The sequence below is a fragment of the Micromonospora sp. WMMA2032 genome (assembly GCF_002688545.1).
Lineage (GTDB): Bacteria > Actinomycetota > Actinomycetes > Mycobacteriales > Micromonosporaceae > Micromonospora > Micromonospora sediminicola.
On sequence record NZ_CP024052.1, the window covers coordinates 1,943,753 to 1,957,485 of the forward strand.

12 protein-coding genes and 1 pseudogene are annotated in these 13,733 nt (G+C 74.0%); 2 read left to right on the forward strand and 11 right to left on the reverse strand.

The window, feature by feature from the left end; translation table 11 throughout:
• The first annotated feature begins 23 nt into the window (after positions 1-23).
• Positions 24-422, forward strand: a complete 399-nt coding sequence (locus tag CO540_RS08365) for a hypothetical protein (protein WP_099161582.1) — start codon at positions 24-26, stop codon at positions 420-422.
• Positions 423-513: 91 nt separating this feature from the next.
• Here the strand turns inward: CO540_RS08365 and CO540_RS08370 are convergent, their stop codons facing one another.
• The 7 genes from CO540_RS08370 to pgsA form a co-directional block, all read right to left on the reverse strand.
• Positions 514-1,263: a YebC/PmpR family DNA-binding transcriptional regulator gene (locus tag CO540_RS08370; RefSeq protein ID WP_099161583.1), complete on the reverse strand. Its 750-nt coding sequence runs from the start codon at positions 1,261-1,263 to the stop codon at positions 514-516.
• A 146-nt stretch (positions 1,264-1,409) separates the two neighbouring features.
• A complete protein-coding gene (pdxT, locus tag CO540_RS08375) occupies positions 1,410-2,015 on the reverse strand; it encodes a pyridoxal 5'-phosphate synthase glutaminase subunit PdxT (RefSeq protein WP_091578217.1) in 606 nt (201 codons plus the stop codon).
• A 73-nt stretch (positions 2,016-2,088) separates the two neighbouring features.
• Positions 2,089-3,000 carry a pyridoxal 5'-phosphate synthase lyase subunit PdxS gene (gene pdxS / locus CO540_RS08380; RefSeq protein WP_099161584.1) on the reverse strand — a complete coding sequence of 304 codons (912 nt, stop codon included), beginning with the start codon at positions 2,998-3,000 and terminating at the stop codon, positions 2,089-2,091.
• Between the two features lie 130 nt (positions 3,001-3,130).
• Positions 3,131-3,634, reverse strand: coding sequence for a hypothetical protein (locus CO540_RS08385; protein WP_091578224.1), 504 nt, complete (start codon positions 3,632-3,634; stop codon positions 3,131-3,133).
• An 82-nt stretch (positions 3,635-3,716) separates the two neighbouring features.
• Positions 3,717-4,877, reverse strand: a complete 1,161-nt coding sequence (locus tag CO540_RS08390) for a glycosyltransferase family 4 protein (protein WP_099161585.1) — start codon at positions 4,875-4,877, stop codon at positions 3,717-3,719.
• 11 nt (positions 4,878-4,888) lie between these two features.
• Positions 4,889-5,821, reverse strand: coding sequence for a phosphatidylinositol mannoside acyltransferase (locus tag CO540_RS08395; RefSeq protein WP_099161586.1), 933 nt, complete (start codon positions 5,819-5,821; stop codon positions 4,889-4,891).
• Positions 5,818-6,438, reverse strand: a complete 621-nt coding sequence (pgsA, locus tag CO540_RS08400) for a phosphatidylinositol phosphate synthase (RefSeq protein ID WP_091578233.1) — start codon at positions 6,436-6,438, stop codon at positions 5,818-5,820. Before pgsA ends, CO540_RS08395 begins: the two co-directional genes overlap by 4 nt.
• A 251-nt stretch (positions 6,439-6,689) precedes the next feature.
• On the opposite strand from pgsA, the pseudogene CO540_RS08405 reads away from it, so the two are divergent.
• Positions 6,690-8,848, forward strand: a pseudogene (locus tag CO540_RS08405) (elongation factor G-like protein EF-G2).
• Positions 8,849-8,856: 8 nt separating this feature from the next.
• Here the strand turns inward: CO540_RS08405 and CO540_RS08410 are convergent.
• The 4 genes from CO540_RS08410 to thrS form a co-directional block, all read right to left on the reverse strand.
• Positions 8,857-9,915 (reverse strand): aldo/keto reductase, encoded by a 1,059-nt coding sequence (locus CO540_RS08410; RefSeq protein ID WP_099161587.1) that lies wholly within the window; start codon positions 9,913-9,915, stop codon positions 8,857-8,859.
• Positions 9,916-10,412: 497 nt separating this feature from the next.
• The gene (locus CO540_RS08415) at positions 10,413-11,048 is read right to left on the reverse strand and encodes a hypothetical protein (RefSeq protein ID WP_099161588.1); all 636 of its coding nucleotides are present in this window, start codon (positions 11,046-11,048) and stop codon (positions 10,413-10,415) included.
• A 31-nt stretch (positions 11,049-11,079) separates the two neighbouring features.
• A complete protein-coding gene (locus CO540_RS08420) occupies positions 11,080-11,637 on the reverse strand; it encodes an HIT domain-containing protein (protein WP_371682275.1) in 558 nt (185 codons plus the stop codon).
• Positions 11,638-11,647: 10 nt separating this feature from the next.
• On the reverse strand, positions 11,648-13,681 hold the full coding sequence (gene thrS / locus CO540_RS08425) for a threonine--tRNA ligase (RefSeq protein ID WP_099161589.1): 2,034 nt from the start codon (positions 13,679-13,681) through the stop codon (positions 11,648-11,650).
• Positions 13,682-13,733: the final 52 nt, after the last annotated feature.

Below are 13,733 nucleotides of genomic sequence, written 5' to 3' on the forward strand. Positions count from 1 at the left end.
GACCTGTGCGAAGATCGCCGACCATGAGTACGGACCCGACCCACCTGCGCGCCCTCGCCGACGAGTGCGTCGACCTGGTGTCCCGGCAGTTCGGCCACCGGCTGGACTGGTCGCCCGAGAGTCTGTCGACGCTCGACGGGGTGTGCGCCGACCTGATCGCCGAGGGTCCGCTCGCCGCGGAGCGCCTGGACCTGTGGTGGCGGTTGATCGGGGCCTACACCGGCGAGGTGGTCGTCCGCGCCTACGCCGGCGAGTGGGTCACGCACGAGAGGTCGCCGGGGGCGCCGGCGGTCTCCGCGCTGGGCGTGACCGGCTTCCCGTTCGGGCTGGCCGCGCGGGTGCTGGACGGCGAGCCGTACAAGAGCCTCGCCTCGTTCGCGCGCGCCCTGCCGGCCATCGCCGAGCGCGCGACGAGCGACTGACGACGGGCCGCGACGAGCATCGCGACGTCCACCATGGACGACGGCCCGACACCCGGGAGGTCCGGGTGTCGGGCCGTCGTGGCGGTCCGGGTCAGCCGACCGCGGCCATCACCTCGTCGGAGACGTCGAAGTTGGCGTAGACGTTCTGCACGTCGTCGCAGTCCTCCAGCACGTCGATCAGCTTGAAGATCTTGCGCGCGCCCTCCTCGTCCAGCGGAACGTTCACGCTGGGGATCAGGGAGGACTCGGCCGACTCGTACTCGATCCCGGCGTCCTGCAGGGCGGTGCGCACCGCGATCAGGTCGCCCGGCTCGGAGACCACCTCGTACGCCTCACCGAGGTCGTTGACCTCCTCGGCACCGGCGTCGAGGACGGCCATCATCACGTCGTCCTCGCTGGTGTCGGCCTTGGGCACGATCACCACGCCCTTGCGGGAGAACATGTACGACACCGAGCCGGCGTCGGCGAGCGAGCCGCCGTTGCGGGTCAGCGCGGTGCGCACCTCGGTGGCGGCGCGGTTGCGGTTGTCGGTGAGGCACTCGATCAGCATCGCCACGCCGCTCGGGCCGTAGCCCTCGTACATGATCGTCTGCCAGTCGGCGCCGCCCGCCTCCAGCCCGGAGCCGCGCTTGACCGCGCGGTCGATGTTGTCGTTCGGGACCGAGTTCTTCTTCGCCTTCTGGATGGCGTCGTAGAGGGTCGGGTTGCCGGCCGGGTCGCCGCCGCCGGTGCGGGCCGCCACCTCGACGTTCTTGATCAGCTTGGCGAACATCTTGCCGCGCTTGGCGTCGATCACGGCCTTCTTGTGCTTGGTGGTCGCCCACTTTGAGTGGCCGGACATCTGAGTACCTCCGTTAGTGATCCACGCCCGCGTCCGCAGCCCGCGCCGGAGCCGAACCCGGCAATCCTACCGAGGCCACGGCCGGCCGGCACCCACGGGCGCACCGCCACGACGGCCGGCGCCGCGCTCGGCGTGGTCGGCGGCCGTCAGGCGGCGGCCCGGACCACGTCGACGAAGTGACGGTGCAGGCGGAGGTCGCCGGTCAGCTCCGGGTGGAACGACGTGGCCAGCAGGTTCCCCTGGCGGACCGCGACGATCCGGTCGGCCGCCGGGCCGTCGGTGACCCGGCCGAGCACCTCCACGCCCGGGCCGACCCGCTCGACCCAGGGCGCGCGGATGAAGACCGCGTGGAACGGCTCGCCGTCGACCCCGGCGAGCGTCACCGGCGCCTCGAACGAGTCGACCTGGCGGCCGAACGCGTTGCGCCGGACGGTCATCTCGATGCCGGCGAAGCCGCGCTGGTCGGGGCGGCCGTCCAGCACCTCCGTGGCCAGCATGATCATGCCGGCGCAGGAGCCGTAGACCGGCATGCCGGCGGCGATCCGCTTGTCGATCGGCTCGCGCATCTCGAAGATGTCCACCAGCTTGCTGATCGTGGTCGACTCGCCGCCGGGCACCACCAGGCCGTCGACCGCGTCCAGCTCGCCCGGCCGGCGCACCGCCCGGGCGTCGGCGCCCGCGCCGGCCAGCGCCGCGACGTGCTCGCGTACGTCGCCCTGAAGCGCGAGCACGCCGATCACCGGTCCGGTCACACCGCTCCCTTCGAGATGTTAAGAAGGGGCCCCGCCTCTACCGGAGGCGTTAAGAAGGGGCCCTTCCTTCGGTTCACCACCCGCGCTCGGCGAGGCGGTGCGGCTGGGGGATCTCGTCGACGTTGATGCCGACCATCGCCTCGCCCAGACCGCGCGACACCTTGGCCAGCACGTCCGGGTCGTCGTGGAACGTGGTCGCCTTGACGATCGCGGCGGCCCGCTGGGCCGGGTTGCCGGACTTGAAGATGCCCGAACCGACGAACACGCCCTCGGCGCCGAGCTGCATCATCATGGCCGCGTCCGCCGGGGTGGCGATGCCGCCGGCGGTGAACAGCACGACCGGCAGCTTGCCCCGCTCGGCGACCTCCTTGACCAGCTCGTACGGGGCCTGCAGCTCCTTCGCCGCGACGTACAGCTCGTCGGCCGGCAGCGACTGGAGCCGGCGGATCTCCTGCCGGATCTTCCGCATGTGGGTGGTGGCGTTGGAGACGTCCCCGGTGCCCGCCTCGCCCTTCGAGCGGATCATCGCGGCGCCCTCGGTGATCCGGCGCAGCGCCTCGCCCAGGTTGGTCGCGCCGCACACGAACGGGACGGTGAACGCCCACTTGTCGATGTGGTTGGCGTAGTCGGCCGGGGTCAGCACCTCGGACTCGTCGACGTAGTCGACGCCGAGCGCCTGGAGGATCCGCGCCTCGACGAAGTGGCCGATGCGGGCCTTGGCCATCACCGGGATGGAGACGGCCGAGATGATGCCGTCGATCATGTCCGGGTCGCTCATCCGGGACACGCCGCCCTGGGCGCGGATGTCGGCCGGCACGCGCTCCAGGGCCATCACGGCCACGGCGCCGGCGTCCTCGGCGATCTTCGCCTGCTCGGGGGTGACCACGTCCATGATCACGCCGCCCTTGAGCATCTCGGCCATGCCGCGCTTGACGCGGGCGGTGCCGACGGTGGCGTCGGTGGTCGGTGCGGTGGATTCAGACACGGGTCATCGCTCCTCGACGGGCTGGGGAGGGGGCTGCGCTGGAATGCTACGACCGGCGCGACGCCGCTCCGACAGCCAATCGGCCCCCCGGTGGCCTGCCCTGTGGCCGCCGTCACGAGCCCCGGCCCGGTCAGCCGGTGGTGACGTCCGCGCGCGGGACCACCGTCGGGTCGTCGATGTCGAAGTAGCGGGGCCACTCCCGCCCCCGTCCCATCCGGAACAGCCGCACCACCGGACGGCTCCGGGCCGACCGGGCGTCCCGGACCAGGTCGGTGTGCACCTGCCGGGCCAGCGCCAGCCGCCGGCTCGCCGCGATCACCGCCGCGCAGGCCGCGTCGTCCGGGTCCAGCCGGACCGCGCGCAACTGCCGGGTGAGGTCGTTCTCGGCGGCCTCGCGCTCCTCCGGGGCGGCGTCCAGCGCGATCCGGGCGGCGGCGTACAGCTCCACGCCGTACCGCTGCTCGGCCAGCACCGCGGCGGCGGCCGCCCGGCGGAGCAGGTGCGCGTCGAGCGCGCGGGCCGCCGAGTCCGCCCGGACCTGCAGCCGCTGCACCCGGCCGGAGGTCCAGATCAGGTACGCCGAGACCAGCCCGAGCACCAGGGCCGCGCCCACCACCCACCACATGCCCGGCATCGTAGTGCTGCTCCTCATCCCGGCCGGCCGGCGCGGGCACCGGTCGACGCGCTCGTCACAGCGGCCCCACCGGCCACCGCGGTCAGCCCAGCCCCGCCCACTCCTGGTCCATGACCCGGCCGTCGGTGGCCTCGATCGCGGCTGCGTATACCTCCAGAACGCGGCGGGCAACCACGGGCCAGTCGAAATTCGCCACCACCTGGTCGCCGGCGGCGGTCAGCCCGGCCCGCTGGCCGTCGTCGTCGAGCAGTTCGGTCAGCGCCGCGCCCAGCGCCACCGCGTCGCCGGTCGGGAAGAGCCGGCCGGCCCGCCCGCCGTCGAGCACCCGGCGGAACGCGTCCAGGTCACTGGCGACCACGGTGGTGCCGGCCGCGAGCGCCTCGGTGAGGATCATCCCGAAGGATTCCCCGCCGGTGTTCGGTGCGACGTAGAGGTGCACGCTGCGCAGCATGCGTGCCTTGTCCGCCTCGGAGACCAGCCCGAGGAACGTGACCCGCTCGCGCAGGTCCGCCGGGAACCGCCCGTACAGCTCGTCGGCGTCGCCCGGGCCGGCCACCAGCAGGCGCAGCCCGGGGCGGCGCGGCGCGAGCGCGACGAACGCGTCGCGCAGGATCGGGAAGCCCTTGCGCGGCTCGGTGAACCGGCCCAGGAACCCCAGCGTGCCGCCGGCGCCCGGGCCGCACTCCCCCGGCCAGTCGGGCAACGGCGCCACCCCGGCGAACTTCGCCACCGCCACGCCGTTGGGGATCTCCACCGCGCCGCCGTCCATGTGCTCGACCTGCACCTTGCGGGCGAGCGCGCTGACCGCGATCCGGGCGGTGATCCGCTCCAGCACGATCCGCAGCACCCCCTGCGCGGCGGAGAGCACCCGGGAGCGGGTCATCGCGGTGTGGAAGGTGGCCACCACCGGGCCGCGGGCGCAGAGCACCGCCAGCATCGACAGGCTCGGGGTGAGCGGCTCGTGCACGTGCAGCACGTCGAAGTCGCCACGGGTGATCCAACGGCGCACCCGCGCGGTGGAGACCGGGCCGAACGCGATCCGGGCCACCGAACCGTTGTACGGCAGCGGCACGGCCCGGCCCGCCGACACCACGTACGGCGGCAACGGCGCGTCCTCGTCGGCCGGGGCCAGCACACTCACCTCGTGGCCGAGCCCGAGCAGCGCCTCGGCCAGGTCCATGACGTGGTTCTGCACCCCGCCCGGGACGTCGAAGGAGTACGGGCACACGATGCCGATCCGCACTTGCGCCCCCTCTAGACCGTCCCGGTGGTGGTCGGCGGCTGCGCCGACGTGGGCGCGCCCTGCGGACCCTGGTCCAGCCACATCCGCTGCAGCATGTGCCAGTCTTCCGGATGCCGGGCGATGCCCGCCGCCAGACCGTCGGCAATCCGCTGGGTCACCACGCGGACCCGGGCGTCCAGCGGGGCGCTGTCCTCGGCCGGCAGCGGCAGCGGGCCGTCGATCGAGGCGCAGGCGGCGTCCGGTTCGTACCACATCGAGGCCACGTAGAGCGGGGCGCCGGTGCGGATGGCCAGCAGCGCCGGACCGGCCGGCATCCGGGTCCGGCCGCCGAAGAAGTCCACCTCCACGCCCCGGGCCGACAGGTCCCGGTCGGCGAGCAGGGGCACCACGTAACCGGCGCGCAGCCGGTCCACCAGCACGTCGAACGCGGGACGCGGGCCGCCGCGGTTGGGCAGGATCTCCATCCCCAGCCCCTCCCGGAACCCGACGAACCGCTCGTAGACGCCGTCCGGAAGCCGCTCGGCCACGGTGGTCATCGGCCAGCCGGTGGCGGCCACCCAGGCGCCGGCGGCATCCCAGTTGCCGGCGTGCGGCAGCGCCACCACCGCGCCGCGCCCGGCCGCCACGTCCGCGGCGAGCTTGTCGGCGCCGTCGAGGCGGAATCCCGCGAGGATCTCCGCCCGGTCCAGGCCGGGCAGCCGGAACGCCTCCATCCAGTAGCGGGCGTACGAGCGCAGGCCCGCCCGCACCAGCGCGTCCAGCTCCGCCTCGGGCAGCTCCGGGCCCACCACCCGGCGCAGGTTGGCGCGCAGTCGACGCGTACCCCCGCCGTCCCTGCGGTGGGCCCGGTCGGCGCCCGCCCGGAAGGCCGCGGCCGCGACGGGCCGGGGCAGCGCCCGGATCAGGCGCCAGCCCGCGACGAAGCCCGCCTCGGTGAGGTTCACTCCGCGCCGACCCGCTGGGCCTGCCGGTACACGTGGGCCATCCGCTGCCCCACCGTGAAGATCGAGACGGCGGCGAGCAGCCAGAGCGCGATCTCCAGCGCGGGGCGGACGCCGACGCCGGTGAGCAGGCCGCCGACGCCGACGATGAGCAGCCGCTCGGTGCGCTCGGCGATCCCGACGTTGCAGGTCATGCCGAGCCCTTCGGCCCGGGCCTTCACGTAGGAGACCAGGCCGCCGGCGGCCAGGCAGATCAGCGCCGCGGCCACGCCGGAGTGGTCGTGCTCGGTGGCCAGCCAGTAGGCGACCGCGCCGAAGACCGCGCTGTCGGCGACCCGGTCCATGCTCGAGTCGAGGAACGCCCCGAACCGGGTCGAGCCGCCGCTCATCCGGGCCATCGTGCCGTCGAGCAGGTCGGTGAGGGCGAAGACCGTGACGATCAGCGCGCCGGCGACCAGGTGGCCGCGCGCGCCGAAGCCGAGCGCGCCGACGAGCACGCCGACGGTGCCGGTCACGGTGACCGCGTTGGGGGACACGCCCGCGCGGAGCAGTCCGCGCGCGATCGGCTCCACGACGCGGGTCATGCCCGCGCGGGCCGTCACTTGGAAGATCTTCGCCATGGCGGTCCCACGATAACGGCCGGCAGCGGCCGGGGACACAGCCGGGCGGACGACCCGCCCGACGACCCTTGTGCCGGCACCGGCGCGGGTGTGAGATCGAGCCAGGAGGTGAGCCAGTTCACCGGATCACCGGTCCGCGTTCCCGTCCAGCAGCAGATCACCGGAAAATATCGCCGCGGCGCCCGTCCGGGTCCGCTCCCCCGTCGCCCGCGGCGGTCGCCACCACCACCGGTTGAGGGAGGTGCGCCGCGATGGCGCAGAAGAACGAGAAGGGTGTCACCGGCGGCGCGCCGGTGGTGACCGAACCCGGCAGGGTTCGCAACGTGGTGCTCGTCGGGCACTCCGGCGCGGGCAAGACCACCCTGGTCGAGGCGCTGCTGGCAGCCAGCGGCACGATCGGCCGCGCCGGCTCGGTCACCGAGGGCACCACGGTCTGCGACCACGACCCCGCCGCCGTGCGCCAGCAGCGCTCGGTGAGCCTGGCCTGCGCCCCGCTGATGCACCGCGACGTCAAGGTCAACCTCCTGGACACGCCGGGCTACGGCGACTTCGTCGGCGAGCTGCGCGCGGGGCTGCGCGCCGCCGACGCGGCGCTGTTCGTGGTCTCGGCGGTGGACGGGATGGACGCCGCCACCGCCGCGCTCTGGGAGGAGTGCGCCGCGGTGGACATGCCGCGCGCGGTGGCCGTCTCCCGGCTCGACCACCCGCGCGCCGACTTCGACGAGGCGGTCGCGCTCTGCCAGCGGGTCTTCGGCGACAACGTGCTGCCGCTCTACCTGCCCATGCTCGGCGACGACGGCGAGTCGGTGGCCGGTCTGATGGGCCTGATCACCCGCCGCGTGTTCGACTACTCCGCCGGGCTGCCGGCGGCGGTGCGCGAGCCGGACCCGGAGCACCTGCCGGCCATCCAGGAGGCACGCGACGAGCTGATCGAGGGGATCATCGCGGAGAGCGAGGACGAGACCCTGATGGACCGCTACCTCGGGGGCGAGCAGATCGACCCGGAGGTCCTCATCGCCGACCTGGAGACCGCGGTCGCCCGCGGCCACTTCTACCCGGTGGTGCCGGTCTGCGCGGAGACCGGGGTCGGCCTGGACGCGCTGCTCGACGGTCTGGTGACGGCGTTCCCGTCGCCGCTGGAGCACGACCTGCCGGCGGTCACCGGGGTGGACGGCTCGCCCCGCCCCCGCTGACCTGCGACCCGGACGGCCCGCTGGTCGCCGAGGTGGTCAAGACGACTGTCGACCGCCACGTCGGGCGGGTTTCGCTGGTCCGGGTCTTCTCCGGCACGCTCCGCCCCGACCAGGTGATCCACGTGTCCGGGCACGGCATGGCCGAGCGGGGCCACCCGGACCACGACGCCGACGAGCGGGTCGGCCACGTCTACAGCCCGCTCGGCGCGACCCTGCGCGAGGTGCCGGCCTGCGTCGCCGGTGACCTCTGCGCGGTCACCAAGTCGGGCAGCGCGGAGACCGGCGACACCATCTCCGCCAAGGACGAGCCGCTGCTGGTCGCGCCCTGGGAGATGCCCGAGCCGCTGCTGCCGGTGGCGGTGGTGGCGCGCAGCCGGGCCGACGAGGACGCGCTGGCGCGCAACCTGTCCCGGCTCGTCGCCGGTGACCCGACGCTGCGGCTGGAGCGCAACCCGGAGACCCACCAGCTGGTGCTCTGGTGCATGGGCGAGGCGCACGCGGACGTGGTGCTCGACCGGTTGCGCGGCGGCGGGGTCGAGCTGGAGACCGAACCGGTCCGGGTGGCGCTGCGGGAGACCCTCACCACGGCCGCACGCGGGCACGGCCGGCACGTCAAGCAGTCCGGCGGCCACGGCCAGTACGCCGTCTGCGACATCGAGGTGGAGCCGCTGCCCCGGGGCGCCGGCTTCGAGTTCGTCGACCGGGTGGTCGGCGGCGCGGTCCCGCACAACTACATCCCCTCGGTGGAGAAGGGCGTCCGGGCCCAGATGGAGCGCGGCCTGGTCGCCGGTCACCCGGTGGTCGACCTGCGGGTGACGCTCGTCGACGGCAAGGCGCACAGCGTCGACTCCTCCGACGCCGCGTTCCAGACCGCCGGCGCGCTGGCCCTGCGCGACGCCGCCGAGAAGGGTCAGCCGACGCTGCTGGAACCGGTCGACGAGATCACCGTCCGGGTGGCCGACTCCTCGGTCGGCGCGGTGATGGGCGACCTGTCCGGGCGGCGCGGCCGGGTGCTCGGCACCGAGCCCGACCCGGACGCCGAGGGCCGCACCCTGGTCCGCGCCGAGGTGCCCGCCACCGAGCTGCTGCGGTACGCGGTGGAGCTGCGGTCGATGACCGCCGGCACCGGCACGTTCCGGCGCGAGTTCGCCCGCCACGAGCCCATGCCCGCCCACCTGGCCGACCAGGCCCGCAAGGAGTCCTCCACCCGGTCCTGACGGTCCCGTCAGGGGCGGGCGGAGGGGACCGGCGGCATCGGCCAGTGGGGGCGGTCGGCGTCGCGGAGGGCGGCCGAGCGTACCGCCGCCAGTTGCCGCTCCACCTCGGCGAAGTGGTCCGGCGCGAGCGGGCCCCGGGCCAGCGCGGCCGCGTTCTCCTCGACCTGGGCCACCGTGCGGGCGCCGGGGATCGGTACGGCCCGGTCGCTGCGCGCCCAGATCCAGCCGAGCGCGCCCTGGGCCAGGGTCCGGCCGTCGGCGGTGAGCGCGTCCCGGACCCGGGCCACCCGGCGCAGCCACTCGGGGGCCGGCCGGCCGCTGCGGAACCACTCCAGCCAGGTCGGTCCGAGGCCGCGTACGTCGTCGCGGGGCAGCGTCGACTCCGGCGTGTACTTGCCGGTGAGCAGTCCCATGCCGAGCGGACCCCGGGCCAGGCTGGCCAGGTCGTGCTTGTCGCAGGTGGCCAGCATGGCCGGGGCGTCCCGGAGCACCGACAGCGCGTGCTGCACGGCGGCGGCGCCGCGGGCGACCTGGGCGAAGGCGGCGGCCCGGTCGGCCCGGTCGGTGCTCCACCCGTACGCCCGGATCAGCCCGTCGGCGACCAGGTCGTCCAGCGTGCCGACCAGCGCCTCGGCGCGGGGCAGCGGCAGGTCGCCGAGGTGCAGCTGATAGAGGTCGATCCGGTCGGTGTCCAGCCGGCGCAGCGAGTCGACCACGGCCCGGCGCAGGTACTGCGGCGAGGCGTTCTCCCCGGTGGCCTGCCGGGTCCGCTCGTCGAACGTGTAGCCCCACTTGGTGGCGATCACCGCCCGGTCGCGCCGGCCGGCGAGGGCCCGCCCGAGCACCCGCTCGCCGTGCCCGGCGCCGTAGGTGTCGGCGGTGTCGAAGAGCGTCACCCCGAGGTCGAGGGCGCGGCGGACGGCCCGCACCGACTCGTCGTCGTCCACCGCACCCCAGCCCAGCGGCCGGGCGCCCTCGGCCCACGGGCCGCTGATCGCCCAGCACCCCATGCCGAGTGCGCTCACCTCGATGCCGCTGCGACCCAGCGGCCGCGTGCTGACTCCCATCGCCGAATCCTGTCACCTTCCCCGCACGCGTGGGCGGCTTCGTCACCCCGGGTGCCCGACCACGGTCACCCGGCGTAACGGGAGAGGGAAAGCCTTTCGGGGAGAGCGATATACCGGAGAGTCATAAGTATGACTCTCCGGTATATCGCTCGGGGGCGGTAGGTGCACGTGACGGCCGGCAGGCCTGCCGGCGCGGGCAGGCCGATCACGCCGGGCGAGGCCGACCGAGCCGGGGCCAAGCCGACCGAGCCGGGCCACGCCGGGCCGGGCCGGGCCGGGCAGGGCCACGCCGGGCCGGGCAGGGCCACGCCGGGCCGGGCAGGGCCACGCCGGGCCGGGCAGGGCCACGCCGGGCCGGGCAGGGCCACGCCGGGCCGGGCAGGGCCACGCCGGGCCGGGCAGGGCCACGCCGGGCCGGGGAAGCGCCCCGAGGGCCGGGCCACGGACGCGGGTCGGAAGGCGACCGGTGACCCGCAACAGGCGAACCGGCCGGGACGTCAGCCGGCGTAGGCCAGCAGCACCGGGGCGTCCTGCCCCGGCCAGGCGCCGGTGAGCCGGCCCGCGACGGGCGCACCGACGGCGTCGGTGTCGGCCGGAACGGGACGCCGGACCAGGGCCAGCTCGGCGCCCCCGGCCCGGATCAGGGTCGGGTCGCCGTCCACCACCTCGGCGGCCGGGCCGGCCGGCCACGTCCGGTCGGTGCGGCTGCCCGACACGGTCATGCTCGGCTCGCGTACCTGCCGTTCGCCGTCGACCTCGAAGTACTCCTGCGCCTGGCCGGCGTCGGCGAGCACCGCGGCGGCCAGCGCCGGCGGGTAGACCGGGTCGCCGCACGCGTCGTACACCCAGCGCCGCCCGAGCACGGAGTGCTCCACGGTGCCGACCAGGAACCGCTCCGCGCCGGCCAGCGGCGCGCCCCGGTAGGTCAGCGGCACCTGCAGCACCGGACCCTCGCCGGCCCGCACGAGCAGCGTCTCCATGCCGACCTCGCCGGCCGGGTCGTCGAAGCGGTACGCCGCGACCCGGGTCACCGGGGCGCCGGCCGCGCCGGCGAACCAGGACCGGCCGGGCAGCCAGCCGACGAGCAGCTCCAGTTTCGAGGGGCGCAGTTCCGCGCGGTGCAGCAGGGCCATGCGCAAGATCGTACTGTCGGGGTGGGCCCGGTCAGGCCGGCCACGCCTTGGCGAGCAGGTCCCGGGTGTCCGCGAGCAGCTGCGGCAGCACCTTGGTGCGGCCGATCACCGGCATGAAGTTGGCGTCGCCGCCCCAGCGCGGCACCACGTGCTGGTGCAGGTGCGCGGCGATGCCCGCGCCGGCCACCCCGCCCTGGTTCATGCCCAGGTTGAACCCGTGCGCGCTGGACACGTGCCGGACCACCCGCATGGCGTCCTTGGTGAACGCGGCCAGCTCGGCCGTCTCCGGCGCGTCGAGGTCGGTGTAGTCGGCCACGTGCCGGTAGGGGCAGACCAGCAGGTGCCCGGGGTTGTACGGATAGAGGTTGAGCACCGCGAAGACGTGCTCGCCCCGGGCGACCACCAGGCTCTCCTCCGGCGGCAGGCCGGGCGCCAGGCAGAACGGGCAGCCGGTCGGCTTCTCGTATCCGCCCTCGGGCCGGTCCTCACCGGAGATGTAGGTCATCCGGTGCGGCGTCCAGAGCCGGTCCAGCCCGTCCGCCAGCCCGCCGTCGCCGCCGTACCCGGTGTCCCGCTCCGCCCCTGTCACACCGGCGATCCTACGATCCGACCGCCTCCTCGGCGACGGCGGCGGTGGGCCCGCTGTTGGTGCGCGACTCGACGACCTCGCGGATGTGCGCCACCGCCTCGTCCAGCGGTACGCCGTTGCGCTGCGACCCGTCCCGGTAGCGGAACGACACGGTGCCGGCCGCCACGTCGTCGTCACCGGCGATGACCATGAACGGGATCTTCTGCTGCTGGGCGTTGCGGATCTTCTTCTGCATCCGGTCGTCGCCCAGGTCGACCTCGGCCCGGATCCCCTGCCGGCGCAGCGTCGCGGCGAAGTCCTCCAGGTAGTCGCCGTGGTCGTCGCGGATCGGGATGCCGACCACCTGCACCGGGGCGAGCCAGGCCGGGAACGCGCCGGCGTAGTGCTCGGTCAGCACGCCGATGAACCGCTCGATCGAGCCGAACTTGGCGCAGTGGATCATCACCGGCTGCTGCCGGGTGCCGTCGGCGGCCTGGTACTCCAGCCCGAAGCCCTTGGGCTGGTTGAAGTCGTACTGGATGGTCGACATCTGCCAGGTCCGGCCGATCGCGTCCTTGGCCTGCACCGAGATCTTCGGGCCGTAGAACGCCGCGCCGCCCGGGTCCGGCACCAGGTCCAGCCCGGTCTCCAGGGCGCACTGCTCCAGCACGGCGGTGGCGGTGGCCCAGTCGGCGTCGGTGCCGACGAACTTGTCCGGGCGGCTGTCGTCCCGGGTGGACAGCTCCAGGTAGAAGTCGTCGATGCCGAAGTCACGCAGGAGGCTCAGCACGAACCCGAGCAGGTGCTTGATCTCCGCCGGCGCCTGCTCCTGGGTGCAGTAGGAGTGCGAGTCGTCCTGGGTGAAGCCGCGCACCCGGGTCAGACCGTGGATCACGCCCGACTTCTCGTACCGGTAGACCGACCCGAACTCGAACAACCGGATCGGCAGCTGCCGGTAGGAGCGCCCGCGCGACCGGTAGATCAGGTTGTGCATCGGGCAGTTCATCGCCTTGAGGTAGTAGTCGCTGCCCTCCATCTCCATCGGCGGGAACATCGTGTCCTTGTAGTAGGGCAGGTGTCCCGAGGTGTGGAAGAGACCTTCCTTGGAGATGTGCGGCGTCCCGACGTACTGGAAGCCCTCCTCGATGTGGCGGGTGCGGACGTAGTCCTCCATCACCCGCTTGAGCACCCCACCCTTGGGGTGGAAGACGGCCAGGCCGGAGCCGATCTCGTCGGGGAAGCTGAACAGGTCGAGGTCCGCGCCGAGCTTGCGGTGGTCGCGCCGGGCGGCCTCCTCCAACAGCTTCAGGTACGCCTTCAGCTCGTCCCGGGTCGGCCACGCGGTGCCGTACACCCGCTGCAACTGCGGGTTCTTCTCCGACCCCCGCCAGTACGCGGCGGCCGAGCGCATCAGCTTGAACGCGCCGATCAGCCGGGTGTTCGGCAGGTGCGGGCCACGGCACAGGTCCGACCAGCAGACCTTCTCCTCGTTGGCGGCGAGGTTGTCGTAGATGGTCAGCTCGCCGCCGCCCACCTCCATCACCTCGGAGGAGTCGAGCCCCTCACCCTTGACCTCGATCAGTTCCAACTTGAACGGCTCGGCGGCCAGCTCGGCGCGGGCCTCGTCGAGGCTGGAGAACCGGCGCCGGCGGAACCGCTGACCGGACTTGACGATCTCCTGCATGCGCTTCTCGAGCTTGGCCAGGTCCTCCGGCTGGAACGGCTTGCCGACCTGGAAGTCGTAGTAGAAGCCGTTCTCGATCGGCGGGCCGATGCCGAGCTTCGCCTCCGGGAAGACGTCCTGCACCGCCTGCGCCAGCACGTGCGCGGTCGAGTGGCGCAGCACGTCCAACCCGTCCGGGGTGTCCAGCCCGACCGGCTCCACCGCCGTCTCCTCGGCCGGCTTCCAGTCCAGGTCGCGCAGCTGGCCCTGCGGGTCGCGGACCACCACGACCGCCTTCGGCCCGGTCGTGGGCAGGCCGGCCGCGGCCACCGCGTCGGCCGCCGTGGTCCCGGCGGCGACGACGACGGGGTCGGCCACGACGGGGGTACGGGGTGCGGACACGGTGACTCCTGTCGTCGAGGTACGGGTGGGCCGGTGACCGGCCCCTGCGATG

What these genes read in the sequence shown, in the direction of transcription:
- CO540_RS08415 (WP_099161588.1), bottom strand. Translation starts at nt 11,048, where the DNA reads ATGGCCCTGCTGCACCGCGCGGAACTGCGCCCCTCGAAACTGGAGCTG.
- CO540_RS08410 (WP_099161587.1), bottom strand. Translation starts at nt 9,915, where the DNA reads ATGGGAGTCAGCACGCGGCCGCTGGGTCGCAGCGGCATCGAGGTGAGC.
- CO540_RS08370 (WP_099161583.1), bottom strand. Translation starts at nt 1,263, where the DNA reads ATGTCCGGCCACTCAAAGTGGGCGACCACCAAGCACAAGAAGGCCGTG.
- CO540_RS08365 (WP_099161582.1), top strand. Translation starts at nt 24, where the DNA reads ATGAGTACGGACCCGACCCACCTGCGCGCCCTCGCCGACGAGTGCGTC.
- pgsA (WP_091578233.1), bottom strand. Translation starts at nt 6,438, where the DNA reads ATGGCGAAGATCTTCCAAGTGACGGCCCGCGCGGGCATGACCCGCGTC.
- CO540_RS08385 (WP_091578224.1), bottom strand. Translation starts at nt 3,634, where the DNA reads ATGCCGGGCATGTGGTGGGTGGTGGGCGCGGCCCTGGTGCTCGGGCTG.